This window comes from Tsukamurella pseudospumae (assembly GCF_001575205.1).
Taxonomy (GTDB): domain Bacteria; phylum Actinomycetota; class Actinomycetes; order Mycobacteriales; family Mycobacteriaceae; genus Tsukamurella; species Tsukamurella pseudospumae.
Window position 1 is genome coordinate 139,119 of sequence record NZ_LSRE01000044.1, and the last position, 25,903, is coordinate 165,021.

Sequence of the window (25,903 nt, forward strand, 5' to 3'; positions counted from 1 at the left end):
GAGGGCGGATCAGAAGGGCAGCGGACCGTCGAACGACGGGGCCGAGCGCGGAGTCGGAGCACCGATGACGCGCATCATGCCGGCCTCGATCTCGCTGACAGGCAGGGATTTCCGATTCTGTTCCGCTTCGTACGCGGTGATGTTGTCGCGGCGACGCCGCTCCCGGCGGGCGTGTTCGCGTTGCAGGCGGGTGCGGCCTCCCGGCCGCGCCGGGCTTTCCGCCTCGGCGGCGCTGACGTGATCCTCCGATCCCGACCCCGACGCCGCGGGGATGACCCATTCGACGCGGGCGAGGTCGGGGAAGAGGGTGAGGATGATGCCGGTGGGGTCGACGATGTAGTGCCGTCCGTGGGGTGAGGTCCAGAGGATCCGGCCGTCGGGCAGGCGTGCGTCGATCCACTCTCCTGCGGTCTTGAGCTGGTGGTGGCTGATGCAGAGCGGTTGGATCTGCTCGGCGGTGGTCTGCCCGCCGAGTTCGGGTGAGGTGTGGTCGTATTCGCGGCGGTGGTCGATCTGGGCCCTCGCCGCGGGTCGGTTGCAGTGCGGGAACACGCACCGGGGGTGGATCAGTCGCAGGTAGCGGCGTAGGTCCGCCGATGGCCGGTATCCGGAGCTTCCGCGTGCCCGGACGAGTGCAGGCGGGGCTCCGACTGGGTCCGCTTCGACGGGCAGCTGATCGCTGTCGTTCATGCCACTGTCGTCCGATTCGTCGTCGTCGGCGTAGGTGTCCCCTGCATGTCCGTCGTCCAGACCTCCATCGTCCGGATCTCCGTCATCCGGGCTTTCGTCGTCTGGGCTGGTGTTGCCGTCCGGTGCGCCGTCGTCCGGCCCGTGGTCGTCGGGTCCGAAGTCGAAGCCGGTGCCACCGGGGTCGTCGTGTCCTTCGAGTCGCGCGACGATATCGCGCCAGGCCCACTGGAAGTCGATCGCGCCACGCGGCTCGGTCTCGCTGGAGGCGTCGCACGCCGCCCGGCTCGATAGTCCCGCAGCATCGTCGTGGTCGGTGATCCGGCGGCCGAACGGCCGGATGACCGCGTCCTCGCGTGCAGCCAGTGCCCGCGCGAGCGCCAGACTGATCGGGCCGTGCCCCTCGAGGTACGCGAGCCCGCCACGACGGCCGGGTGCCGGGTTCGATGCAGAGTCAGCGGCAGCATCTGCATCGACTCCTGCGTCAGCGTCTGCGCGGGCAACGGCATCTGCCTGCGCGCCTTCGTCATCGGCGGCACTGGCACCCGCGGCGCCCTTATCCGCGTGTGAGTCCGCGGCGGAGCTATCCTCCGGCACGCTCTGCTCGGGCGCACCCTGGTCGGGCGTGTCCGGATCGGCGAGGTCGGTCTCGTTGATGACCACGTTGATGAGGGTGACGAACCGGGTGATCACGCCGTCCGCGTCGGGCTCGCCGTGGAACCGCGCCGTACGGTACTTGCAGTCCGGGTTCGTGCAGGCGCACCCGAGAGTGCTGTACCCGCGGATCAACTGCGCCAACCCGTCGCCCTGACGCTGCGCCACGGTCCGCGGGTCATCGTCGCAGACCGTCGTCGCGATGTACTCCACTCGGGCGGCGATGTCCTGCATGTCCGGCGAGGGTAGGAGCGCGAAGGCCATCGCCATCCCGTCGTCCGCCGGGCGGAAGGTGACCTTGCGGTCCTGTTCGGCGAGCTTGCGACGCCGCTCCGCCGCCTCCGGGTCGATCTCACCGACCAGGAGATCGACCTGCTCACGCAACGCCGGGATCGCAAGCACCTCGTAGTCGACGGTGAGCCGATCATGCAGCGCCGCATCGAGATCACGGACCTGCGAGGCGCTGAGTACCCGCGACCGCCCCAACGCGATCTCCGCAGCCTTCGGCGTGATCACATTCTCCCCGATCAACCCGAACACCTTCGGCAACCGCTCGATCAACCCGACCGCGACCTCCACCACGTGCACCGCCGCAGTCGAACCCAGGCGGAGCAGGGTGGAGATCTGCGCACTGAGTGCGACCTCCGCGGCGGCCAACCGCTGCCGCGCCTCGACCGCCTCCCGGTAGTTCGCCGGCCGGGCGAGGTACTGCGCCTCATCATCGGCGTACAGGGCGCGGTGCAGCGCGTAGACCGCGGTCATCGTGCGGCAGTACGCAACACCCTCGACCCGCCGCTGTTCGAACAACACCTCCGCTACCGCACGATCCTCGCCTCGCGCATCAGCGAGCCCACGAGGAATCAAATCCTCAGGGAGTTCACGCAATGCGTCCGGTAGGGCCATGAGTCCATGATACGCCTACGTGTTCGATAGTGCTACTAATTCGAACGTCATCTGCGGACGGTCAGCCGATCAACGCCGGGTGGTTCCGGTCGGAGACAGTGTGTCGGAGATCAGCTTCGCGAAGCAGTGATCGTTGTCGAGATTCTGGGAACGGCACCAGGCGAGCGCCGCGTCCGGTCCGGAGAAGGGCCCCGCCTTCGTGACGACCCACATGTCCGGCCGGCCTTCGGGGCGGTCGAAGACGGGCCAGTCCGGAGCGAACAGGAGCCGGACGGCACCGTGCTGGCGCTCGAGATCGGTGACGTGCGTGAGGATGGACGCCGCGGTCCAGGTGACACCCTCCGCGTACAGGCCGACCCACTTCGTGGACAGCTGCGCGACCCACTGGTTGTTCTCCGATGCGAGCACGAGGGGCTTGTCGGTCGCGGCGCGGGTCTGCAGTGCGACCAGCGGGTCCGCAGGGGTCGTCGTGGGCGGGGTCGTCTGCCCGCCGGTCGGAATGTCCGACGGGACCGTGGCGGTAGCAGTGACCCGAACAGTGGAGGCGGCGGGTGTGGTCTTGCGGTCGGTCAGGGCGACATAGCCCAGCACCGCGGTGGCGCCCACGAGGATCGCCGCGACCACCGCGAGGATCGGCACCATGCGATTCCGCGCGGGCGGCTGCTGCTGGTACGCGGGAGCGGCCGGGTACGACGGCGCCTGCGGGTACGAAGCCTGGGGGTACGACGCCTGCGGATAGGACTGTGCCTGCGGGTACGAGATCTGTGGCTGCGCCGAGGGATACGAGGGTGCTGCAGGATATGAGGGCGCGACCGGATACGACGGCGGCGGCACCGGCTGCGAGATCACCGTGGGATCCGACGTCGCCGGGACGGGGCGGATCAGTGTCCTGTCGTCGTCCTGGCCGGGCAGCGGTACATCGACGCTGCGGCCGGCGAGCGCCTGCCGTGCGGCGGCGGCGAGCTCTCCGCACGTTGCGAAGCGCTCGACCGGCTCCTTCGCCATGCCCCGCGCGATGACGGTGTCCATCGCGGCGGGCACCGGCACCTCGGCGCTGGGGCGGGGGATCGGTGAGGTGAGGTGCTGCTTGAGCATCGCGCCCAGCGACTCGCCACGGTACGGCGCATGGCCCGTGAGGGCCTCGAACAGCACACACGCCAGTGAGTACACGTCGCTCGCGACGGTGGCGGAGTCACCGTCGAACCGCTCCGGCGCCGCGTAGGCCTGCGATCCGACGAGCAGCCCCGCCGAGGTCATCCGGGACTGCGTATCCGTCACCGCGAGGCCGAAGTCGAGGAGGTACGGAAACCCGGCTTCGGTGAGCTCGATGTTGGCGGGCTTCACATCCCGGTGCACGAGCCCCTTGGCGTGCGCGGCGTCCAGCGCGCCCGCCACCTGGTCGACGACGGTGACCGCGCGCTCGGCCGGCAGCGGACCGTCGCGCAGGACCTCCGCGAGATTGCGGCCCTCGACTAGGCGCATGTCGATGAACAGCACCCCGTCGATCTCGCCGAAGTCGTGGATGGGGATGACGTGCGGGTCCGCGAGGCGCGCCACCGTCTGCGATTCGCGGGTGAACCGCTCCCGGAACTGCGGATCCTCCGCCGCGGACGTGTGCAGGAGCTTGAGTGCCACCTCGCGATCGCGCCGCTCGTCATGCGCGAGGTAGACCTCACCCATGCCTCCGCGGCCCAGCAGCCTGCCGATCGCATACGGGCCCAGCGTGGTGCCGGTGCGTGTTCCCTCGCCGCTCATGATGCCCCTCCGGTCGGCCGATTCGCTGATCGTAGCGGCAGGCACTGACATGGGTGAGCCGTCACCAGTACCGCGTCGATCCCTCCGGGCTCGCGGTGCTCGAGACCAGTTTCGCGAAGCAATGATCGCGGTCGAATCCGTTGCTGCGGCACCACTGGTTCGCCTCGTCGGGCCCGGGGAAGGTCGCGGCCGCGACGCTCACCCACCAGCCCTTGTAGCTGAAGACCGGCCACTCGTCGGAGTAGAGCAGGCGCACGTCCGCGAACCGCAGGCGCAGGGCCAGGAACTCGTCGAGGATGGCCTTCTCGTCCCACGTGCGGCCGTCGGCCACCAACCCGACCCGCTTGCTCGAGAGCTGCGCGACCCAGCGGTTGTTGAGGCTCCCCAGGATGAACGCCTTGTCGCTGTCGGCCTGGATGCGCAGCGCGCTCAGCCCCGACATCGGGTTCAGGCCCGTCTGCGGCCCGGGACCCGACGCCGCGATCGGGCCGTCCGACGGTGCCGGGACCTTCGCCTTGCCCGACCCGTCGGGCTGCACGCAGTCGACGAGGTAGCTGTGGCCGCCGCTGCCGCTCGCACCCGATCCACCGCTCGACGGTGCGGGGAGCGTGTCCGGGGTGCGGAAGAACTGGCCCTGCTTGAACAGCAGGTCGACGGTGGTGCCGGACTTCTTCTCCTCGGAACCGTTGCCGGGCTTGGGGACGCCGACGGGGTTCGCGGCGAAGTCGAATGTGCCGGTCGCGATGAGGCCGGTGGAGTCCGAGATCGTCACGGACGTGCCCGACGAGGTCAGCGCGTCGCCGCCCGGGCACGTGGCGGTGATCTTCATGGTGACCACCAGGCCGCCGGACTCGGTGCGGAACTTCTGCGGCGTGAACACCGGCTTGCTGCCGCAGCGGGTGTAGTACGAGTCGTCGGTGGAGCCCTTGCCCGCGGTGCCGGTGTTCGCGCTGCCCGGTGCGCTCGCCGTGCCGCCGGTGGCACCGAACCCGACGATCCCGTCGTTCGATTGGAACACGAGGGTGCCACCCGCCGCTGCCAGCGTGCCGCTCGTCGTATCCATCGGTACCGGGGCCCGCCATTGCTCACGGCCGGTGTGCAGGTCGACGGCGACGATCGAACCGTTGGCGACGTACATGACGTGACGTCCGTCGGTCACGGGGCTGCGGAAACCGCCTGAATCGGCGGACCACAGTTCCCGCCCCGAGTCGGTGTCCATCCCGCGCAGTCGGCCGTCGTGGCTCACGACGGTGACGTCGTCGGCGACGATATGGACCTGGGGATAGTTGTCGAGTGCAGAGCTCCAGCGCGCCTGATCGCCGACGTACAGCTTGCCGTCGACCAGGAACGGCGCGGCGATGTCGCGACCTACCACGTCGGGGACTGCGACGGTGTTCGCGGTGAACGTGCGTTGCGTGCCGGACGGCGCCGTGTGGACGACGTCACGCGACGTGATCGAGGTCAGGTCCTTGCCGGTCGACGTCGAGGTGACCAGCCCTCCGTCGGGGAGCGGTTCGCGCCCGTAACCGGCCTTGGTGAGGAGCATCTCGCCGGTGTCACCACGAAAGTGGGTGATCGCGCCGCCGCTCTGCAGGGCGACGAGTGAATCGGTCGCCGTGAGCCCCCACGCGTCGCCGCTGCCGAATCCCTCCGCGGGCTCGAAAGTCTTCCGGAAGAGGATCTTTCCGGACAGGTCGTAGCGGACGAGAGCGCGATCATGCCCCGACCCGTCGCGTGATCCGACGAAGACGCCGAGTCGACTGATGCCGATCATGCTGCTGGTGGAGTCCAACGACGCGATCGTGCGGCGTTCTCCGGAGCGCGCGTCGACGATGACCAGTTCCGGGCTCGTCTGGGAAGCCGAGGTGCAGGCGATCACGCCTCCGACGATGCGCTCCGAACATGTACCGAAGGTCCCCGGCGCGGTGCGCTTGTGCCCCGTCGCCGTATCGATCAGGACCAGTTGCGGCGTGTCCGAGTTGCTGCCACTGCCGGCGAACACCGCCATGATCGAACCGTCCTCGTTCAGGGCACGATTCGCGACCAGATAGGTCTTGTCCTGCCCCGCGACACCGAAGATCCGATGCGCGTTGAGCCCTGTCGCTCCGGTCGCCGCCGCAGTCAGCTTCCACGAGACGGACGGGGCCGTCGGGAACTCCGACGTGAGCTGCCCCGGGACCGGGCCGGAGGCATCGTCGGCCTTGCGGGAGGTGAACCACCAGATCCCGCCGGCCACGAGGACCAGCACGCACAGGACCGACACCCCGGCGAGGATCCAGGTGAGGGCGGACCGTCGGGCAGGGGCGGGAGGGGGCGGCACCTGGCCGTACCCGTACTGCGGTGTCTGCTGCGGGCCGTACGGGAACGGTTGTCCTCCGGGCGAAGTCATGTGTCCACCCGATCAAGAAAACGGCGCCCGGGCAATCATCCGATCGGATGACAGCCCGGGCGCCGCCCGGAGGGTTCGCGCCGCGGGTCAGAGCGTGCGGGCGATGATCTCCTTCATGATCTCGTTGGTGCCGGCGTAGATCATCTGCACGCGGTTGTCGGCCCAGAATCGCGCGACCGGGTACTCGGCCATGTAGCCGTAGCCGCCGAAGAGCTGCAGGCACTCGGAGGCGACGTTCTGCGCACGGTCCGAGGTCCACCACTTCGCCATGGCGACGGTGGGGATGTCGAGCTCGCCCTTGACGTGCTTCTCGATGCAGTCGTCGACGAAGACGCGCGCGATCGTGGTCTCGGTGATCGCCTCGGCGAGCTTGAACTTGGTGTTCTGGAAGCCGAAGATGGGGCGGCCGAAGGCCTCTCGCTCCTTGGTGTAGCGCAGGGTCTCCTCGAAGATGACCTCCATGCCGGCCACGCAGGCCTGGCCGATGATGAGGCGCTCCTGCGGCAGCTGCTGCATGAGCTGGTAGAAGCCCTGGCCCTCCTGGGTGCCCAGGAGGTTGGCGGCGGGCACGTGGACGTCGTCGAAGAACAGCTCCGAGGTGTCCTGGCCCTTCTGGCCGATCTTGTTGAGGATCTTGCCGCGGCGGAAGCCCTCGCGGTCCGCCTCGACGAGCACCAGCGAGATGCCGGACGCGCCCTGGTCGGGATCGGTCTTGCAGACGAGGACGATGACATCGGCCTGCTGGCCGTTGGTGATGAAGGTCTTGGAGCCGTTGATCACGTACTCGTCGCCGGTCTTGATGGCGCGGGTCTTGACGTTCTGCAGGTCCGAGCCGGTACCGGGCTCCGTCATCGCGATGGCGCCGACGGCCTCACCGGAGGCCATCTTCGGCAGCCAGTGCTGCTTCTGCTCCTCGGTGCCGTACGCGAGGATGTAGTGCGCGACGATGCCGTTGTGCAGCGAGACGCCCCAGCTGGTGTCGAAGGCCTGCGCCTGGGCGGCGATCAGCACCGACTCGTGGCGGAAGTCGCCGCCACCGCCGCCGTACTCCTCCGGGATCGAGAGGCAGAGCAGGCCGAGCTCGCCGGCCTTGTTCCACAGGTCGCGGTCGACGTGATGCTGCTCGGCGAAGCGCTCGATGTTGGGCGTGAGCTCCTTGGCGAGGAACTTGTCCGCGAGGTCGCGGAGGGCGTCGAGCTCGTCGTTCATCCAGCTCGGGCGACGGCGTGCGGCCATGGGATGACCACCTTTCTGCAGGGGAGTCTGCGGGCTTGTTGAGCACCACTTAATCAGAACCGTGCCGACGAAAACAAGCACGCCTGAATGATTAGCCGCTCATGTGCTGGTCAGCGGCGGATACCCGGCGTGGTGCGGTGCTGCGCTCCTAAGATCGACACGTGAAGACGGTCGCGCGGGCCGGTGGCACCCTGCGCCGGGTGTCCCGAGGGAGCTGAGGGCGCTGCGGCGCATCGGCGTGGGACTGTTGATCAACCTCGTGCTCGCCGATTCGGTGACCACCAAGATGCTCGGTGATCAGGCCGCCGTACGGTCCGGCAGGTCGACGGGGATCGCTGCGAGCCTCGGGATCGTCCTGGCGCGGAACGTGTCCCTCCTTCTGGCACTCGGCGTGCCGCTCGTCGCGGCGACGGTGACCCTGGTCGCGCTGACGGGGCACGGCGCCGCGATGCCCGTCGCGGTCTCGTCCGTGCTGATGCAGGTCTTCGTGTGGCTAGGGATCTGCTCGATCCTGGCCGCGCTGTTCCCCGTGAGTCCGGCGAGCCCGCTCGTGTGGTGGCGTGACCGCCGGGACCTGCGGGTGACGGCGTGGCGCGTCTTCGCCGCGCTCGTGCCCTACGCACTGCTCTGGGTGCTCGTGCCGGCGGAGGGGCGCCGGCGGCGGCTCCCCGGCATGGGCGCGGTGCATCGCAGGACGACCGGCGCACAGCCGCTGGATCACGTGCATCAGGCCGTCACCGCGGTCCTCGCGGGGCTTCTGCTGTGGGGTGTGTGCATCGGGGTCGGAGCGGTGGTCGTGCGGATTCGGAACTGGCGACCGCGGGCCTGAGTCGTCTACCTGCGGAAACGGAAAGTCGGAACCGATCTACGAGCCGGTGCGTCTAATTGATGCGGAGGAAAAACCAACGAGATCGGGGGAACGAGTTGGACACGACACCGCAGGTCTGGTCGGACGCCGCACGGGCGGACGAGGCGTACGAGCAGGCACACGAGGTCCGTGAGCGATTGGCCCGAGTATCGGGCAGCGGGACGGCCGCACGGGGGGATGTGCGGGTCACCGTCGGAATGGGGGGACGACTCACGGGGGTGGTGATCGCAGGACGCGCGATGGAGTTCTCGGGGGAGGCTCTCAGCGCGGAGATCATGACGGCGGCCTCCCTGGCCGAGCAGGCCGCGGCCAGGGAGGTCCACTCGATCACGACGCACTACTACCCGGATCACGAGCTCTGGAGCGAGTACACGGGGGCATCATGGCCGACTTCGAGCTGACGGCGGAGACCGTCGACGCCCATGTTCGGGCGCTCGGCGAGATCGGTGCCACGGTCGACAAGGCCGGCATCGCAGGCGCGCGACGGGTGGGCACGATGGATTACGGCGCGATGTTCTACCCGCTCGTCGGGCTGATGAACGTCGCGCTCGAGAAGGTCGGGCAGGCGGTCACGCGGCACGGCGGTGAGCTGAGCACGCACCGCGCCGACTTCCAGCGCACGGCCACAGCGCTGGTCGACGCCGATGACTCCGGCGCACAGGGGATTCCGCAATGACGGGCCTGGTGGACGGCGTGCCGCTCGCTGAGGCGGTGCGGGACGCGGCGGAAGCGGTGGAAGAGGACGGATACCTCAGCGTAGGCGCCGGACTCGCCGCCTACGGCGTGGTGTCCGCGGCGAAGGACGTCGTGGAAGATCCGCTCGGGTCGATCTTCGCCGCCGGCTTCGGTTGGGCGATCGAGCACAATCCGATCCTCCGCACTGCTCTCGATGCGGTCTCGGGCGACCCGGACGCGATCGAGTCCGTCACCGACGCGTGGAAGGACGAGGTCGCGACACCGCTCGCGAAGGTCGCCCAATCTGTCGTGAACGCAGGGGAATCCACGTCGAATGGCTGGGCGGGCGAGGCCGGCGACGCCTATCGCGCCGCAACCACCGAGCTCGCCGGGCACAGTGAGGCTTTGGGCACTGCGGCCCGCGCGGCGGCGACGGGATTGTCGGCCGCGGGCACGCTCGTGGTCGAGGTCCGCACCTACATCCGCGACGAGCTCTCGACCTTCCTCGGCTGGCTGACCGCGGGTTACGCGATCGCCGCGGCATCGGCCACGCCCACCGGGGGCGGTTCGGTGGCGACGTTCATCAACACCGCGATCCTCCGCGGTGCCGCACTCGGCCAGAAGTTCGCGGGCGTGTTGCGCAGGCTCGCCGACAAGCTGGAGCGTTTCACCGACCGGCTCGGCGCCCTGGGCAAAGCCGCGGACGCACTGCGCAGGGCGGCGGTGAAGGTCGATGATTCGGCGGCGCGCGTCATCGGCCGGACCAGCCCCGAGGTCGTCAGCGGGCGGATCTCCGGCGAACTCGTCTCGCGCTGGTCGAACGCGGCGCCGTCCCTGCCCACTGCAGGCGACGTCGCGAAGGACGGCGGCACCGTCGTTGCGAAGGCGGTGGGCGATGCCTGGAAGACGTGGTCCGGCACCGCGCCCGCGTGAGTCGATAGGGCAGGATGGCGGCGTGAGCACAGCACAAGCGCGGGACCTGCTGATCCTCGACGTGCCGGAGGAGTCGCGGGCCGCCCACGCCCGCCTCCTCGCCGCGGATACGGGGGAGCGGTACACCGCGGGCGACATCGACATCGCCGTGGGGACACCCGCCTGGGCGGGCGGCACCGGACTCCTGGTCGCCGCGGACGATCCGGCCGACCTGGCTCGGCTCGTCGACCGGCGCGGCCTCGCCGTCCCCGAGGTCGCCGACGGATTCGCCGGTGCGGCCGACGGACTCGTCCTCGGCATCGCGGGCCCGACGGTGCCGTCCCCACTGCCCGGCGCAGAGATCACGGGCGTCGATCACGTCGTCGTGACCTCGCCGAACCGCGACCGGATCATCGCGACGCTGTGCGGACGGCTCGACTTCGACCTGCGCCTGGACCGGGTGCAGTCCTGGGGCGTGCACCAGCTGTTCCTGCGCCGCGGGGACCTCCTCGTCGAGGTGCTCCTGCAGGAGGGGGACGACGTGGATCCCGCAGCGCCGGACGGGCTCTGGGGCGTCGCGTGGCGCACCGTCGACGCCGAGGCGACGCGCACCCGCCTGACCGACCTGGGCATCACCGTGAGCGATGTGCGTCGCGGTGCCAAGCCCGGCACCCGCGTCGCGACCGTGAAGGACCCCGAGCTGGGGATCCCGACGATCGTCCTCGAGCAGTCCTAGCCCTCGGGCCGATCAGCCGAGCCGGGAGGCGGCGGCACCGTCGAGATACCAGACCGTCTGCTCCGAGCCGTGCGCGCCCGCGCAGGGCCAGTCCTCGGGCGAGGCACCGCCGACGCCCGCGGCGACGGCCTCCGACTTGTCCGCACCGGACACGAGGAACCACACGCGCCGGGCAGCGCCCACCGCGGGCAGCGTCAGGGTCAGGCGCCGCGGCGGCGGCTTGGGGGAGTCGCGCACGGACACCACGGTCGCGTCCTGCTCGCGGATCGCGTCCGTGTGCGGGAACAGCGAGTTGATGTGCCCCTCGCCGCCCATGCCCAGCAGGTGCACATCGAACCGGGGAACGAGCGCGCCGCCGGCTGAACCCACTGCGACGCCGTTGCCGCGCTCGCCGGCGTTGTCCGCCAACCGCTTCGCGTACACGCGCGCCGCCAGCTCGCCGTCGCCGCTGAACTCGTCGGCCGCGGGGAAGGTGTAGACGCGCTCGCTCGGCACGGGGACGTGGTCGAGCAGCGCGTCCTGGGCCTGCAGCGCGTTGCGGTCGGGGTCGTCGCCGGGCACGAAGCGCTCGTCGCCGAAGAAGACGTCCACCCGGGACCAGTCGATGACCTTCTCGCGCAGCGCCGCCGAGAGGGCGTTGCCGTTGGTGCCGCCGGTCAGCACGATCGACGCGAAGCCACGCTCGGCCTGCGCCTGCTCGATCACTGCGACGAGGTCGTCCGCGGCGGCCGCGACGAGAGCGGCGGCATCGTCGAACTCCCGGACGGTGGTCTCGGTCATCAGGGCATCTCCGATCGATCGACGTCGGACACGCCGCCCAACGCTGAGTAGTAGACCTCGTCGTCGTCGAGGCGACGCAGTTCCTCCGCCAGGCAGTCCGCGACGCCCCGTCGACGGATCGCGACGCGGCCGTCCGGCTGTCCCGGGCGCACCAGCACCGCGGTCGAGTTCTGGTCGAACTCCAGCTTCAACGCACCGCTCGCGCGGTCCAACTGGACCTCGAAGCTCCCTGCCCGGCGCACGACCGGTACGTCGAGCTCGGCGCGCAGCCACCCCGCGAGGAGGTCGACGCCCGCACTGTCCTCGGGGCCGGTGACCACCGCGGAGGTGATCGCCTCGAACGGCGGCTGGTCCAGCGCCGACGCCAGCAGCGCCCGCCACGGGGTGATGCGCGACCACGCCAGGTCCGAGTCACCCGGGGTGAACCCCGCCCGCCGCAGCCCGAGCGCCGCGACCGGATCGTGCGCGGCGATGGAATCGGTGATCCGCCGCGTGGCGAGGCTCCCCACCTTGTCGGCGGACGGCACCGGGGGAGCGATACCGGGCCACCAGGCCACCACAGGGGTGTCGGGGAGCAGGAACGGAACCACCACGGACGCACCGTGATCGGCCAGTTCGCCGTAGAGCCGCAGTACCACGACCTCCGACGCGCCGGCGTCGCCGCCCACGCGGATCTGGGCGTCGAGCCGCGTCGGCTCCGAGCGGGCACCTCGGGCCAGCACGATGACGCGGCACGGGTGCTCGCGCGACGCGGCGTTCGTCGCCTCGATCGAGCTCTCGGTGGGCTCGCCCTCGTCGGCGGAGATGATGAGCGTGAGGACGCGGCCCAGGGTGACCGCGCCGCCGGTCTCGCGGAGGCGGACCAGCTGCTTCGAGACCTCCTGCGTGGAGGTGTCCGGGAGATCGAGAATCATGGGCGGCGCCACGTCCTTCCGGTGCGAGCGAGCACGGCGTCGGCCGAGTCCGGGCCCCAGGTGCCGGACTCGTACTCCTCGGGCTTCCCGCCGGCCGCCCACATCTCGAGAACCGGGTCGAGGATCTTCCAGGACAGCTCGACCTCGGCGTTCACCGGGAACAGCGAGGGCTCGCCGAGCAGGACGTCCAGGATCAGGCGCTCGTACGCTTCGGGCGAGCTGACCGTGAAGGCCTCGCCGTAGCTGAAGTCCATGTTGACGTCGCGGACCTCCATGGAGCTGCCCGGGACCTTCGACCCGAACCGGAGCGTGACTCCCTCGTCGGGCTGCACCCGGATGACGAGCGCGTTCTGGCCCAGCTCCTCGGTCATCGTGTCGTCGAAGGGCAGGTGCGGCGCGCGCTTGAACATCAGCGCGATCTCCGTGACGCGGCGCCCCAATCGCTTGCCGGTGCGCAGGTAGAAGGGGACCCCGGCCCACCGTCGGGACGCGATCTCGACGGTGATCGCGGCGTAGGTCTCCGTGGTGGAGGTGTGGCTGAAGCCCTCCTCCTGGAGCAGACCGACGACCTTCTCGCTGCCCTGCCAACCGGGCCCGTACTGGCCGCGCGCGGAGGTCTCGTCGAGCGGCTCGACGGGCGAGGCCGCCGAGAGCACCTTGATCTTCTCCGCCTGCAGCTCCGCCGGGTGGAAGCTGGTGGGCTCCTCCATGGCGATGAGGGCCATGAGCTGCAGCAGGTGGTTCTGGATCACGTCGCGGGCGGCGCCGATGCCGTCGTAGTAGCCGGCGCGCCCACCCAGCCCGATGTCCTCGGCCATCGTGATCTGCACGCTGTCCACGTAGTGGCTGTTCCACGTCGGCTCGAACAACTGGTTGGCGAAGCGCAGCGCCAGGATGTTCTGGACCGTCTCCTTGCCCAGGTAGTGGTCGATGCGGAACACCGACTGCTCCGGGAACACGTCGTTGACCACGGCGTTGAGCTTCTTCGCCGACTCGAGGTCGTGCCCGAAGGGCTTCTCGATCACCACGCGGCGCCAGCCGTCCCGCTGGTCCGCGAGGCCCGACCGCTTGAGCTGCTCGCACACCGTGGGGAAGGCGTCCGGGGGCACCGACAGGTAGAACGCCGTGTTGCCGCCCGTGCCGCGGGTCTCGTCGAGCGAGACCAGCGTCTGCGACAGCCGGTCGAAGGCGTCGTCGTCGTCGAACTCGCCCTGGACGAAACGGATGCCCTCGGCCAGCCGGTCCCACACCTCGTCGCGGAACTCCGTGCGCGAGTGCTTCTTAGCGGCCTTCCGGAAGGTGGCCGCGAAGTCCTCGTCGGACCACGGGCGCCGCCCGAAGCCCACGAGCGAGAAGCCGGGCGGCAGCAGACCGCGGTTGGCCAGGTCGTACACCGCGGGCATGAGCTTGCGCCGCGACAGGTCGCCGGTGACGCCGAAGATCACCAGTGCCGAAGGCCCCGCGATCCGCGGGAGCCGGCGGTCCTTAGGATCGCGGAGGGGGTTCGTCCGGGTCACGCGGCTCCTCCGGAAGTGACGGGCGGCGTCGCCGCGTGACGACGGTTCGTCCAGCTCACGCGGCGCCTCCTAGGCGTTCGCTCGGAGGGACTCCGCCGTCGCGTCCAACAGCTGCTGCCAGGCCTGCTCGAACTTCTCGACGCCCTCGCGCTCGAGGAGGTCGAACACGTCGGCCAGGTCCAGGCCTGCACCCTGCAGGTCGGCGAACACCTGCGCGGAGTCCTCCGCGCGCCCCAGGATGGTGCCGTCGACGACCTCGCCGTGATCGGCGAACGCCTTCATCGTGGCGCCGGGCATCGTGTTGACGGTGTTCGGGGCGATCAGCCCCGCCACGTACAGCGTGTCCGGGTAGGCCGGGTTCTTGACGCCCGTGGACGCCCACAGCGGTCGCTGCACGTTCGCGCCGTCGATCGCGGCGAAGCGAGCGCCGCCGAAGACCTCCTCGTACGCGGCGTACGCGAGGCGCGCGTTCGCCAGGCCGGCCTTGCCGCGCAGCGCGAGCGCCGCATCGGTGCCGATGGCGTCCAGCCGCTTGTCGATCTCGGTGTCGACCCGGGAGACGAAGAAGGACGCCACGGAGTAGATCGACCCCACGTCCTTGCCGGCCTTCGCGGCGGCCTCGAGGCCGTCGAGGTACGCGTCCATGACCTGGCGGTGCCGCTCCACCGAGAAGATCAGCGTCACGTTCACCGAGATCCCCTCGGCGATCACCCGGGCGATCGCGGGGAGCCCGGCCAGGGTGGCGGGGATCTTGATCAGCACGTTCGGACGGTCGACGATGCGGTGCAGCTCGATCGCCTGGGCGACGGTGCCTTCGGTGTCGTGCGCCAGGCGCGGGTCGACCTCGATCGAGACGCGGCCGTCGACCCCGCCCGTCGTCTCGAAGACGGGGGCGAGCACGTCGCACGCCGCGCGCACGTCGTCGGTGGTGACGGTGCGGATGGTCTCGTCGACATCGGCCTTGCGGGCCGCGAGCTCGGCGACCTGGGCCGCGTACTCGGCGCTGCCCTTCGACAGTGCGGCCTGGAAGATCGCCGGGTTCGTGGTGACACCGGTGACCGAGTCGGTCTCGGTGAGCGCCTTGAGGTCGCCGGACTGGATGAGGCTGCGCGAGAGGTCGTCGAGCCAGACGGAGACGCCCGCCTCGTACAGCGCGGCCAGGTTCGGGTTCTGAGCCATGGTGTGGTTATCCCTTCGTGTTGGCGATGGACTGCTCGGCCTTCTGGGCCACGGTCTCGCCGGTGAATCCGTACTTCGCGAACAGGACCTTGTCGGAGGCGGACTCGCCGAAGTGCTCGAGCGAGACGATCTCGCCGAAGCCGCCGACGATGGGCCACCACGGCATCGCGATGCCGGCCTCCACCGAGACGCGCGCCTTGACCGCGGGCGGCAGCACGCTGTCCTGGTATTCGCGGTCCTGGGCGTGGAACCACTCGATCGACGGCATCGACACCACGCGGGCGTCGATCCCCTTGGCCGCCAGCAGTGCGGCGGCCTCCACCGCCAGCTGCACCTCGGAGCCCGTGCCGATCAGGATGACGTCGGGGGAGGCGCCGTCGGCCTCCTGCAGGACGTACCCGCCGCGCGCGACGCCCTCCGCGGAGGTGCCCGCCAGGATCGGCACGCCCTGCCGGGTGAGGATCAGGCCCGTGGGGCCCTCCCCGTTGCGCCGCTCCAGCGTGGCCTTCCATGCGGCGACGGTCTCGTTGGCGTCCGCGGGGCGGACGACGTTGACGCCCGGGATGGCGCGCAGCGCGGCGAGGTGCTCGACCGGCTGGTGCGTGGGGCCGTCCTCGCCGAGGCCGATCGAGTCGTGCGTCCACACGTAGATCGGATCGATGTCCATGAGGGCCGCGAGCCGGACCGCCGGGCGCATGTAGTCCGCGAACTGCAGGAAGGTGCCGCCGTAGGGGCGGGTCTTGCCGTGCAGCACGATGCCGTTGAGGATCGAGCCCATCGCGTGCTCACGGATGCCGAAGTGCAGCGTGCGGCCGTAGGGCTGTGCGTTCCAGTCCTCCGTGGAGATCGAGCGCGGGCCGAAGGAGTCGGCGCCCTTGATGGTGGTGTTGTTGGAGCCGGCGAGGTCGGCCGAGCCGCCCCACAGCTCCGGCAGGGTCTGCCCGGCCGCGGCGAGGAAGGCGCCGGACGCGGCGCGCGTCGCGATGCCCTTGTCCTCGACCGACCAGGTCGGCAGCTCGGCGTCCCAGCCCTCGGGCAGGGCGCCGGCCTCGAGCCGGTCGAGCAGCGCCTTGCGCTCGGGGTTCGCGGCGGCCCACGCGTCGAACCGCGCGCGCCACGCCTCATGCTCGGCCCGGCCCCGCTTGACCAGCTCCCGCGAGTGCGCGATGACCTCGGGGGCCACGTCGAAGCTCTTCGCCGGGTCGAAGCCCAGGATCTCCTTGACCGCGGCCACCTCGTCGGCGCCGAGCGCCGATCCGTGCACGCCGCCCGTGTTCATCTTGTTCGGGGCGGGGAAGCCGATGATCGTGCGCAGGATGATGATCGACGGCTTGTCGGTGACCGCCTTGGCGGCCGCGACGGCCTCCTCGATCGCGGTGACGTTCTCGCCGCCCTCGACGTACTGCACGTGCCAGCCGTACGCCTCGTAGCGCTTCGCGACGTCCTCGGACAGCGCGATGTCGGTGTTGTGCTCGATGGAGATCTTGTTGTCGTCGTAGAACAGGATCAGGTTGCCGAGCTGCTGCGTCCCGGCCAGCGACGAGGCCTCGGAGGTGACGCCCTCCTCGATGTCGCCGTCGGAGGCGATCACGTAGATGTAGTGGTCGAACGGGCTCTCGCCCTGTGCGGCCTCGGGGTCGAACAGGCCGCGCTCGTAACGCGAGGCCATCGACATGCCCACGGCGGAGGCCAGTCCCTGGCCCAGGGGCCCGGTGGTGATCTCGACGCCCTTGGTGTGCCGGTACTCGGGGTGACCCGGGGTCAGCGAGCCCTCGGTGCGCAGCGCCTCGAGGTCGCCGAGCTCGAGCCCGAAACCGCCCAGGTACAGCTGCAGGTAGAGGGTCAGGCTCGAGTGGCCGCACGACAGCACGAACCGGTCCCGGCCGATCCAGTGCGTGTCCGACGGGTCGTGGACCATGACCTTCTGGAACAGCGTGTAGGCCAGGGGAGCGAGGCTCATCGCGGTGCCGGGGTGGCCGTTGCCGACCTTCTGCACCGCGTCGGCCGCGAGCACCCGGGCGGTGTCCACCGCGCGCGTGTCCAGTTCGGTCCAGTCGGCGGGGTGATGCGGCGTGGTGAGTGCTTGGATCTCGGCGGTGCTGGTCACGGCGGAAGGACTCTCCTGGTCGTACGGGGATGCGGGCTCAAGTGTGAACCCTACTCGGCGCCCGTGCACGGTCTGCGGAAACTGCCGGGTAGCGGGCCGCGGAATCGGAGGCGGCGAACCCGATTCGGACCTGCGGGGGCGGAGGACTACCATGGCTCGTAGTAGATGGGGTCTGCGCCGGTCGCGGGCCCTCGGGGACACTCGTGTCCTCCCACGCGCAGTCGGTCAGCCCCGAATGCGGAATCGTCAGAGTCCGGCTCGGCCCGGACCCGTCGGAAGAGAGTGCGGCAGAAGATGGTTTTCAAGGGCGGGCACGGGACGAACACCCCCAGCGCTCGCTCGGCGGCCGCGCCGGCACCGTCGTCCTTCGCCGGCCGTGCGGGCCAGACCGTGCTGGCCTACATCGCGCTGACGAAGCCCAAGGTCATCGAGCTGCTGCTGGTCGCGACGATCCCCGTCATGCTGCTGGCGGACCGCGGTCACGTGAACCTGCCGCTCATCCTGTCGACCCTGTTCGGCGGATGGCTGGGCGCGGCCTCGGCGAACACGCTGAACATGGTCGCGGACGCCGACATCGACCAGAAGATGAAGCGCACCGAGCGCCGTCCGCTCGCGCGCCACGCGGTGCCCGTCCGCCACGCGCTGATCTTCGGCCTGGTGCTGGCCGCGGCGTCGTTCGCCTGGCTGTCGGTGATGGCCAACGTGCTCTCCGCCGTGCTGGTGCTGGTCACGATCGCGTTCTACCTGTTCGTGTACACGATGCTGCTCAAGCGCCGTACCTCGCAGAACGTGGTGTGGGGCGGCGCCGCCGGCTGCATGCCCACGCTCGTGGGCTGGTCCGCGGCCACCGGCACCATCGCGTGGCCCGCCGTCGTGCTGTTCCTCGTGATCTTCTTCTGGACGCCGCCGCACACCTGGGCACTGGCCATGCGCTACCGCGAGGACTACAAGGCCGCGGGCGTGCCCATGCTGCCCGTCGTGGCGCCGGAGACCGTCGTCGCGCGCCAGATGGTCTGGTACACGTGGGCCACCGTGATCACCACGCTCGTGCTGATCCCCGCGGCGGGCCTCGTCTACGCGATCGCGGCCGTCCTGTGCGGCGGCTGGTTCCTCTACGCGGTGCACAAGCTGTACTCGCAGACCAAGGCCGGCCAGGAGATCAAGCCGCTCAAGGTGTTCCTGCAGTCGAACAACTACCTGGCCGTGTTGTTCTGCGCCCTGTCGGTCGACTCGATCCTCAACTACAGCACCGTCTGGCAGCTGCTCGGACTCTGACCCGTGGCCGCCGATCGTGATCTCTGGACGCTGATCTTCGCCGAGCGCGCCGCGCTGGCTGACGATGTCGCGGACCTCACCGACGAGCAGTGGGCGACCCCGTCGCTGTGCTCGGGCCTGACGGTGCGCGAGGTCCTGGCCCACATGACCGCCGGCGCGTCCGACAACCCGGTCGTCTGGTTCGCGGGGGTGCTGCGGAACCGCTTCGATTTCGACGCCAACGTCGCGCAGCGGCTCGCGAAGCGACTGGGGACCGATCCGGCGGACACGCTGCGACGGTTCCGGGGCGTGCGCACCAGCCGGACCAAGGCCCCGATTCCCGTGGTCGCGATGCTGGGGGAGGCCGTGGTCCACGCCGAGGACATCCGTCGGCCGCTGGGGTTGCGCCGGGAGTACCCGATCGAGGTGCTGCACCGGCTCGCGCACTTCTACGCCGGGTCGGACCTGATGCTGCCCTCCGCGACCCGGGCGCGCGGCCTGCGGTTACGCGCGACCGACGGTGACTTCACGGTCGGTTCCGGGCCCGAGGTCGCGGGAACGACGCTCGCGCTCGTCATGGCCCTGACCGGGCGGGACGACTACCTGCCCGAGCTCGACGGTCCGGGGCTGGCGGAGTTCGCCGCGCGCCGGGGTTGAGCCTCGTCAGTTGATGTGCAGCGCGGCGTCGACCGTCGCGCGGACACGACGGTGCACCTCGTCCGGCGATGTCGCGTCGAACTTGCCGTCCAGGTGCAGGAACGCCAGGCCGTGGACCAGGGCCCACACGGCGGTCGCAGTGTCCTCGCCGTCGGCGTCCGGCAGGGTCTTCCGGATCAGGCCGGTCAGGTAGGCCTTGATCATGTCGACGGCCTCGACCCGGTCCGGATCCGTGCCGCAGGGCTCGGCGAACATCGCGCGGAACAGGCCGGTCCGGCCGAGCGCGAAGTCGACGTAGGCGATCGCGATCGCCGCCAGGTCCTCGGGGCCGGACGGATCCGGGCACGCGGCGTTGAGCGCGACCGCGAGCTCCCGGTAACCGACCGCGGCGACGGCCGAGATCAGCGCGCCGCGATCGGGGAAGTGGCGGTAGGGCGCGGCGGTGGACACACCGGCGCGGCGGGCGACGGCGCGCAGCGACAGGTCGTTGGCGCCGCCCTCCTCGTCGAGGATCTCGACGGCGGCGTTGACCAGGGTGCCGGGCAGGTCGCCGTGGTGATAGGTCGTGGTCATGGGTTCCACTCTACAACACTGTGTTGACACCGCTTACATATCCGTCTAGCGTCGGCTCCGCCCGCTTCATGTGAGCGCCGTTCACATACACTCCGGAAGGCCCGTCATGACCGACCTGTTCGCCCCGCTCACCCTCCGCTCCGGCGCCGTCCTGCCCAACCGCATCGCCAAGGCGGCGATGGAGGAGGGCATCGCGGGCGTCGAGCAGGCGCCCGACGGGCGCACCGTCGAGCTGTACCGGCGGTGGGGTGCGGGCGGTACCGGCCTGCTGCTGACGGGCAATGTGATGGTTCACGCCGAGGCACTCACCGGACCCGGCGCGATCGTCCTCGACGCCCGCTCGCCGCTGCGCCCCTTCCGCGAGTGGGCGTCCGCGGCCAAGGAGAACGGCGCGAGCATCTGGATGCAGATCAGCCATCCGGGCCGCCAGATCCAGGTCGACATGCCCGGCGTGACCTGGGGCCCGTCGGAGAAGGCGGTCGACCTCGGCAGCGCGCTCTCGAAGCGGTTCGGCACGCCGATCGCCATGGACGACGCGCAGATCCGCGCGACGATCACGCGCTTCGCCACCACGGCGCGCCGCGCGGAGGAGGCCGGATTCGACGGTGTCGAGGTGCACGCCGCGCACGGCTACCTGCTCTCGCAGTTCCTCTCGCCGCTGGTCAACACCCGCACCGACGAGTGGGGCGGATCGCTCGAGAACCGCGCCCGGATGCTGGTCGAGACGGTGCGGGCGATCCGCGCCGAGGTGTCCCCGGTCTTCGCCGTCGCGGTCAAGCTCAACTCCGCGGACTTCCAGCGCGGCGGCTTCGATCCCGACGACGCCCGCGCCGTCATCGCGATGCTCGCGCCGCTCGGCGTCGACCTGGTGGAGGTATCGGGCGGCAGCTACGAGAGTCCCGCGATGACGGGCCGGGCGGCCGGCGCACCGTCGGGCATCCCGGCCGCGGACGGCCGCCCCGGCGACGCCCGCACCGCCGCGCGCGAGGCCTACTTCCTGGAGCTCGCCGCGGACCTGGCGGCGACCAGTGCGATCCCGCTCATGGTCACCGGCGGGATCACCCGCCGGGAGACGGCCGAGGCCGCGCTGGCCGAGCACGTCGCCGTCGTCGGGATCGGCACCGCGCTGTCCGTCACGCCGGACCTGCCCGCCCGCTGGCGGGTGGACCAGGGCGCCGTCGCGGCCCTGCGGCCCGTGACCTGGAAGAACAAGCCCCTCGCGTCCATGGCGTCGATGGCGCAGGTCCGCTACCAACTGCGTCGTACGGCCGCCGGGAAGGACCCGCGGCCCGGCATCCGGCCCGCCGCGGCGCTCGTGCGCGACCTGATCGTCGTGCGCGGTGCCCTGCGCCGGTACCGCCGGTGGCTCGCGGACCGCCCGTCCGACGGTGCCGCGCTCGCGCCCGCCGAGGGACGCGCGCAGGCCTCAGGGAAGTAGCGCCACCGAGCCCGTCGTGCGGCGCTCCTGCAGGTCGATGTGGGCCTGCGCGGCGTCGGCCAGCGGATAGGTCGCGCCGACGGTGAACCGCAGCGACCCGTCGCGCAGGCCGTCGAGCACCGCGCCGCTGCGCCGGGCGAAGTCCTCCGGCGTGGCGACGTGGTGGGCCAGCGTGGGCCGCTGCACGAATAGCGAGCCGAGCGGGTTGAGCCGCTGCAGGTCGAACGGGGGGACCGGGCCGGACGCCGCGCCGAAAAGCACGACGATGCCCTTGTGTCGCGTGGACAGCAGCGAGGCCTCGAAGGTGTCCTTGCCGACCCCGTCGTAGACCGCGGCGACGCCCGCGCCGTCGGTGAGCTCCCGGACGCGGGCCGGGACGTCCTCGTCGTAGCGCAGCACCTGCCACGCGCCGGCCTCGCGGGAGAGGGCCTCCTTGGCGTCCGTCGAGACCGTCGTGATGACGCGGGCGTCGAGCGCCGTCGCCATCTGGGTGACCAGCAGGCCCGTGCCGCCCGCGCCGGCGTGCACGAGCACGGTGTCGCCCGCCTGCACGGGGTGCGAGTCGTGGGTGAGGTAGTGCGCGGTCATGCCCTGCAGCAGGACGGACGCCGCGACGGCGGGCGGGACACCGTCGGGCACCGGGACGGTGCGGTCGGCCGGGACGTTCACGAGCTCCGCGTACGAGCCCGGGCCGTCGCACCAGGCGACCACGTCGCCGACGGCGCGCCCCGTGACGCCCTCGCCCAGCGCGACGACGGTGCCCGACCCCTCGCTGCCCGGGATGTACGGCAGGGCAGTGGGATACATGCCCTCGCGGAAGTAGGTGTCGATGAAGTTCACCCCGATCGCGGAGGTCCGCACCAGGACCTGACCGGGCCCGGGCGCCGGATCGGGGGCATCGCCGTAGGTCAGGACATCCGGGCCGCCGTGTTCGGTCACAGTGATCGCGCGCATGACTCATCTCTACCGCACGCGGTGTGGCAGGGTCGACGTCGGCTGCAGAATCCGGCCACGCACATCCCGCCGACCGAGGAGTACCTCGCTTGCGTTCACTCGTGTACTACGTCGCCGTCTCCCTGGACGGCCGGATCGCCGGCCCGGAGGGCCAGTACGACTTCTACCCCGTCGACGAGGACTACTCGCGGCAGATGAACGAGGAATGGGGCGACGGGCTGCCCACCGGCCTGCACGAGGCCCTGGGTATCACCCCGCCGCTCACGAAGTGGGACACCGTCGTCATGGGCACGACCACGTACCGGATCGGGTCCGATGTGGGCGTGACGGACCCGTACGCGCACCTGCGCACGATCGTCTACTCGCGGTCGCTGGACCCCGCGGACTTCCCGGCCGTCGAGGTGGTGGCGGAGGACCCGGTCGAGCACATGCGCGCGCTCAAGCAGGAGGAGGGCGGCGACATCTGGCTGTGCGGCGGGGGAACGCTCGCGGCGGCACTCGCGCCGGAGGTCGACAGGCTGGCGCTGAAGATCTACCCGGTGACCGCAGGGGACGGGGTGCCGCTGTTCGCGGGCGGCTTCGCGCCGCAGCAGTGGAAGCTGGTCTCGCACCGCGCCTTCGACATCGGCGTGATCCTGGCGCAGTACGAGCGCGCCTGATCGGCGGGCCGGGTGGCCGCCGGGCCTAGCGGCTGTGCGCCCGGTAGCCGGCCATCCGCTCGTGGTGGCCGGGCTCCGTGGTGGCCTTGCTGACCAGCTCGCGGTCCCACTCGGAGGTGTCGAGGCCGGCCTTCTCGGCCGCGTCCTTCGCCTGCGCCGGGTTCGCGACGATCTGGTCGCCCATGACCCCGTCGCCGCCGACGAGGGTGATGCGCACGCCCTCCTCGCCCATGTTCTGCAGCACGGCGGTGGCACCGCAGTGCTTGGCGGCGAAGCCCTTCAGGCGGGAGACGACGTTGCCGGGTGCCTGATCACTCATGCGGCCAGCTTATCGGTCGTGCGGTCCGATCCGCGCACCACCCGCGCCGACATCAGCCGGTACAGGATCGCTGCTTCGGCGATCACCGACATCGCGCCCGCGACATGCAGCACGACCAGCAGTGCGGGAACGCCCGTGAAGTACTGGACCACGCCGATCAGCGACTGCGCGGCGACCACGACGAACACGATTTTCACCCGGCGCCGCACGGCCTCACTCGAGGGGCCGCGGGCGATGAGCACCGCCGCCCAGATCAGCAGGCCGACGTAGAGCGCCACCAGCAGGCCGTGCGTGAGCGAGAGCAGCGGGATCGAGACGTCGAGGCGGTCGATGGCCTTCGGGTTGGTGCGGTCGCCGGCGTGCGGGCCCGCGGCGGTGACGATCATGCCGGCGGTGAGCACGAGCGCCATCACGACGGCGGAACCGGCGACGAGGCGCCGGGCCCCGGCGGGCGCGGTCTCGATCTCGGCGCCGTCATCGGGTTCGGCGACCTTGGCGTACAGCGTGGCGGCGAGCCAGACCATCGCGCAGGAGACGAGCATGTGGGCGCCGACGACCCACCAGCGCAGGCCGGTGAGCACGGTGATGCCGCCGAGGATGCCCTGCGCGAACGTGGACAGGGGCATGATCCACGCGTAGATCAGGATCTCCCGGCGCCGCCGGGCGCGGGTGACGGCGAGCACGATCGCGATCGACGTGGTCACCACGATCCACACCGCGATCTGCCGGTTCCCGAACTCGATCGCCTGATGCCACCACGGGACCTCGTCCTGCGGGATCGGCACGAGCGAGTCGTCGAAGCACTTGGGCCAGGTGGGGCACCCCAGGCCCGAACCGGTCACCCGCACCACCGAGCCGGTGACGGCGATGAGCGCCTGGGAGAGCAGCGCGGCGAGCGCGAACCGCTGCTGCGCCTTCGTGCTGGGGAGCGGCAGGCGATCGACGAGGCGCAGGAAGAGCTGGTACACGCCGATCATCGTACGTGGGCCGTCACGAGCTACTACATCCTGTAGTGGGTTAGCCGGTGAAGCGGAACAGGCGCACGGCCGCCGCGGAGCCCACCGCGCCCCACGCCAGGAGCACCGCCATCCCGAACCAGTCGACGGTGCCGGCGTCCGCGGCGCGGGTCAGGGCCTCGGTCAGCGCGCCCGACGGTGCCAGCCTCGCGATCAGCACGACAGCGTCGGGGACGTGCGCGTGCATCACGACGAGCGAGCCGATCGCGCCCAGCACGAACCACAGCAGGTTCGCCAGCGCGAGCACGATCTCCGCCTTGAGCGTGCCACCGAGCAGCAGCCCGAGCGAGGCGAACGCGAACACGCCCAGTGCGAGGATCGGTGCCCACAGCAGCAGGCCGAGGGGGTCCGGGCGCCAGTCGAGCGCGAGGCCGATCCCGCCGATGATCACCGCCTGCAGGATCACCACGAGGACCACCGCCAGGGTCTTGCCCGCGATGACGCCCCAGCGGGGCAGCGGCGTCGCGCCGAGCCGCTTGAGCGCGCCGTACCGCCGGTCGAAGCCGACGGCGATCGCCTGCCCGGTGAACGCGGTCGACATCACCGCGACGGCCATGATCGCCGGGACCAGGGAGCCGATCCGGGTCGCCTCGTCGCCGATCGGCAGCACCGTGAATCCGATGAGCAGCGCGATCGGGATGAACATGGTCAGCAGCAGCTGCTCGCCGTTGCGGAGCAGGAGCGTGAGCTCCATCCGGGTCTGCGCCGCGAGCATCGCCGCGGGGCGGGCGGCCTCGGGGTTGGGCAGGAAGGTGCCGCGGGCGAAGCGGGGCTCGGTTCGGGTCACGTCATCCCCTCAGATCGCGGCCGGTCAGGTCCAGGAACACGTCCTGCAGGGTCCGGGTCCCCACCCGCAGGTCGGTGATCAGCGCGCCCTGCGCGGCGAGGTACACGGCGGTGTCCGCGACGACGGTCGGCGTCACCTCGGCGCCGCGTACCACGTAGGTCGAGCCGTGCGCGTCGGTCGAGTCCACCGCCGCCGTGAAGTCGGTGCCCAGCCGGGCCGCGAGGGCCGCGGTGTCCAGGCCCGACGGTGCGCTCACGCGCAGTTCGTGCTCCGCACCGGCCCGCGTGAGTTCCTCCGGCGTACCGTCGGCCACCGCGCGGCCCCGGTCGATGATGACGACCCGGTCCGCGAGGGTCTCGGCCTCGTCCAGGAGGTGGGTGGTGAGCAGGACGGTGACCCCGTCGCGGCGCAGCGCGGCGATGAGGTCCCAGACGAGGAGGCGGGCCTGCGCGTCGAGCCCGGCGGTCGGCTCGTCGAGGAAGACCAGTTCGGGGCGCCCGACCAGGGCGCACGCGAGGGCGAGGCGCTGCTGTTGTCCGCCGGAGAGCCTTCGGTAGCTGACGTTCACCACGTCCTGCAGTCCCAGCGTCGAGAGCAGCCAGTCGGGATCGTGGGGGTTCGCGGCGTACGCGGCCACGAGACGGAGCATCTCGCCGGTCTTCGCGCCCGGGTAGGCGCCGCCGCCCTGCAGCATGACGCCGATCCGGGGCTTGAGGCGGGCCGCGTCGGCGACGGGGTCGAGCCCGAGGACCTCGACGGTGCCGGAGTCCGGGGAGTCGAAGCCCTCGCACAGTTCGACGGTGGTGGTCTTACCGGCGCCGTTGGGGCCGAGCAGGGCCAGGACGCTGCCGTGCTCGACGGTGAGGTCGAGTCCGTCGACGGCGACGACGTCGCCGAATCGTTTGGTGACGGAGGTCGCGGACAGTGCGGGCAC

The 25,903-nt window shown here is 70.7% G+C and carries 24 protein-coding genes; 9 read left to right on the plus strand and 15 right to left on the minus strand.

Annotated features, from left to right (window positions below; genetic code table 11):
* Window positions 1-9: 9 nt before the first annotated feature.
* From AXK61_RS18365 to AXK61_RS18380, 4 genes are all read right to left on the minus strand, one after another.
* Complete coding sequence (locus tag AXK61_RS18365) at window positions 10-2,103, minus strand: HNH endonuclease signature motif containing protein (protein ID WP_197466864.1); 2,094 nt, start codon at window positions 2,101-2,103, stop codon at window positions 10-12.
* Between the two features lie 210 nt (window positions 2,104-2,313).
* Window positions 2,314-3,999 carry a serine/threonine-protein kinase gene (locus AXK61_RS18370; protein WP_068746580.1) on the minus strand — a complete coding sequence of 562 codons (1,686 nt, stop codon included), beginning with the start codon at window positions 3,997-3,999 and terminating at the stop codon, window positions 2,314-2,316.
* Window positions 4,000-4,060: 61 nt separating this feature from the next.
* Entirely contained in the window at window positions 4,061-6,388 is a 2,328-nt protein-coding gene (locus tag AXK61_RS18375; RefSeq protein ID WP_082789429.1) for an outer membrane protein assembly factor BamB family protein, read from the minus strand.
* Between the two features lie 87 nt (window positions 6,389-6,475).
* Window positions 6,476-7,624, minus strand: a complete 1,149-nt coding sequence (locus tag AXK61_RS18380; protein WP_068569072.1) for an acyl-CoA dehydrogenase family protein — start codon at window positions 7,622-7,624, stop codon at window positions 6,476-6,478.
* Window positions 7,625-7,862: 238 nt separating this feature from the next.
* Between AXK61_RS18380 and AXK61_RS18385 the strand changes: the two genes are divergently transcribed.
* The 5 genes from AXK61_RS18385 to AXK61_RS18405 all read left to right on the plus strand — a co-directional run bounded on the left by AXK61_RS18385 (window position 7,863) and on the right by AXK61_RS18405 (window position 10,815).
* On the plus strand, window positions 7,863-8,453 hold the full coding sequence (locus AXK61_RS18385) for a hypothetical protein (protein ID WP_068746581.1): 591 nt from the start codon (window positions 7,863-7,865) through the stop codon (window positions 8,451-8,453).
* 95 nt (window positions 8,454-8,548) lie between these two features.
* Window positions 8,549-8,893, plus strand: a complete 345-nt coding sequence (locus AXK61_RS18390) for a YbaB/EbfC family nucleoid-associated protein (protein ID WP_068746582.1) — start codon at window positions 8,549-8,551, stop codon at window positions 8,891-8,893.
* On the plus strand, window positions 8,875-9,168 hold the full coding sequence (locus tag AXK61_RS18395) for a hypothetical protein (RefSeq protein ID WP_068746583.1): 294 nt from the start codon (window positions 8,875-8,877) through the stop codon (window positions 9,166-9,168). The genes AXK61_RS18390 and AXK61_RS18395 overlap by 19 nt, the downstream gene beginning before the upstream one ends.
* Window positions 9,165-10,100, plus strand: a complete 936-nt coding sequence (locus tag AXK61_RS18400) for a WXG100-like domain-containing protein (RefSeq protein WP_068746584.1) — start codon at window positions 9,165-9,167, stop codon at window positions 10,098-10,100. Before AXK61_RS18395 ends, AXK61_RS18400 begins: the two co-directional genes overlap by 4 nt.
* A gap of 22 nt (window positions 10,101-10,122) precedes the next feature.
* The gene (locus AXK61_RS18405; RefSeq protein ID WP_068746585.1) at window positions 10,123-10,815 is read left to right on the plus strand and encodes a VOC family protein; all 693 of its coding nucleotides are present in this window, start codon (window positions 10,123-10,125) and stop codon (window positions 10,813-10,815) included.
* A gap of 12 nt (window positions 10,816-10,827) precedes the next feature.
* On the opposite strand, the gene pgl is transcribed toward AXK61_RS18405, so the two are convergent.
* From pgl to tkt, 5 genes are all read right to left on the minus strand, one after another.
* Window positions 10,828-11,595 (minus strand): 6-phosphogluconolactonase, encoded by a 768-nt coding sequence (gene pgl / locus AXK61_RS18410; RefSeq protein ID WP_156485743.1) that lies wholly within the window; start codon window positions 11,593-11,595, stop codon window positions 10,828-10,830.
* A complete protein-coding gene (locus AXK61_RS18415) occupies window positions 11,595-12,509 on the minus strand; it encodes a glucose-6-phosphate dehydrogenase assembly protein OpcA (RefSeq protein ID WP_068746686.1) in 915 nt (304 codons plus the stop codon). Before AXK61_RS18415 ends, pgl begins: the two co-directional genes overlap by 1 nt.
* Window positions 12,506-14,026 (minus strand): glucose-6-phosphate dehydrogenase, encoded by a 1,521-nt coding sequence (zwf, locus tag AXK61_RS18420; protein ID WP_068746586.1) that lies wholly within the window; start codon window positions 14,024-14,026, stop codon window positions 12,506-12,508. The genes AXK61_RS18415 and zwf overlap by 4 nt, the downstream gene beginning before the upstream one ends.
* Before the next feature lie 69 nt (window positions 14,027-14,095).
* Window positions 14,096-15,205, minus strand: a complete 1,110-nt coding sequence (gene tal / locus AXK61_RS18425) for a transaldolase (RefSeq protein WP_068746587.1) — start codon at window positions 15,203-15,205, stop codon at window positions 14,096-14,098.
* A gap of 7 nt (window positions 15,206-15,212) precedes the next feature.
* On the minus strand, window positions 15,213-17,312 hold the full coding sequence (tkt, locus tag AXK61_RS18430) for a transketolase (protein ID WP_068746588.1): 2,100 nt from the start codon (window positions 17,310-17,312) through the stop codon (window positions 15,213-15,215).
* A 294-nt stretch (window positions 17,313-17,606) separates the two neighbouring features.
* Here tkt and AXK61_RS18435 point away from each other — a divergent pair, with 294 nt between their 5' ends.
* A complete protein-coding gene (locus tag AXK61_RS18435; RefSeq protein WP_068746687.1) occupies window positions 17,607-18,587 on the plus strand; it encodes a heme o synthase in 981 nt (326 codons plus the stop codon).
* A 3-nt stretch (window positions 18,588-18,590) separates the two neighbouring features.
* Complete coding sequence (locus tag AXK61_RS18440; protein WP_068746589.1) at window positions 18,591-19,223, plus strand: maleylpyruvate isomerase family mycothiol-dependent enzyme; 633 nt, start codon at window positions 18,591-18,593, stop codon at window positions 19,221-19,223.
* 6 nt (window positions 19,224-19,229) lie between these two features.
* On the opposite strand, the gene AXK61_RS18445 is transcribed toward AXK61_RS18440, so the two are convergent.
* A complete protein-coding gene (locus AXK61_RS18445; RefSeq protein WP_068569060.1) occupies window positions 19,230-19,796 on the minus strand; it encodes a TetR/AcrR family transcriptional regulator in 567 nt (188 codons plus the stop codon).
* A gap of 106 nt (window positions 19,797-19,902) precedes the next feature.
* Between AXK61_RS18445 and AXK61_RS18450 the strand changes: the two genes are divergently transcribed.
* The gene (locus tag AXK61_RS18450) at window positions 19,903-21,234 is read left to right on the plus strand and encodes an NADH:flavin oxidoreductase/NADH oxidase family protein (RefSeq protein ID WP_068746590.1); all 1,332 of its coding nucleotides are present in this window, start codon (window positions 19,903-19,905) and stop codon (window positions 21,232-21,234) included.
* Here AXK61_RS18450 and AXK61_RS18455 read toward each other — a convergent pair.
* The gene (locus AXK61_RS18455) at window positions 21,223-22,188 is read right to left on the minus strand and encodes a quinone oxidoreductase family protein (protein ID WP_068746591.1); all 966 of its coding nucleotides are present in this window, start codon (window positions 22,186-22,188) and stop codon (window positions 21,223-21,225) included. The genes AXK61_RS18450 and AXK61_RS18455 overlap by 12 nt on opposite strands.
* 89 nt (window positions 22,189-22,277) lie before the next feature.
* Between AXK61_RS18455 and AXK61_RS18460 the strand changes: the two genes are divergently transcribed.
* Window positions 22,278-22,847, plus strand: coding sequence for a dihydrofolate reductase family protein (locus AXK61_RS18460; protein ID WP_068746592.1), 570 nt, complete (start codon window positions 22,278-22,280; stop codon window positions 22,845-22,847).
* A 25-nt stretch (window positions 22,848-22,872) separates the two neighbouring features.
* Here the strand turns inward: AXK61_RS18460 and AXK61_RS18465 are convergent, their stop codons facing one another.
* From AXK61_RS18465 to AXK61_RS18480, 4 genes are read right to left on the minus strand one after another with little or no spacing between them, the layout of a single operon-like run.
* Window positions 22,873-23,166 (minus strand): hypothetical protein, encoded by a 294-nt coding sequence (locus tag AXK61_RS18465; protein ID WP_068569056.1) that lies wholly within the window; start codon window positions 23,164-23,166, stop codon window positions 22,873-22,875.
* A complete protein-coding gene (locus AXK61_RS18470) occupies window positions 23,163-24,143 on the minus strand; it encodes a COX15/CtaA family protein (RefSeq protein ID WP_068569055.1) in 981 nt (326 codons plus the stop codon). The genes AXK61_RS18465 and AXK61_RS18470 overlap by 4 nt, the downstream gene beginning before the upstream one ends.
* A gap of 40 nt (window positions 24,144-24,183) precedes the next feature.
* The gene (locus AXK61_RS18475) at window positions 24,184-24,969 is read right to left on the minus strand and encodes an ABC transporter permease (protein ID WP_068569054.1); all 786 of its coding nucleotides are present in this window, start codon (window positions 24,967-24,969) and stop codon (window positions 24,184-24,186) included.
* A gap of 1 nt (window position 24,970) precedes the next feature.
* A complete protein-coding gene (locus AXK61_RS18480) occupies window positions 24,971-25,903 on the minus strand; it encodes an ABC transporter ATP-binding protein (protein WP_068746593.1) in 933 nt (310 codons plus the stop codon).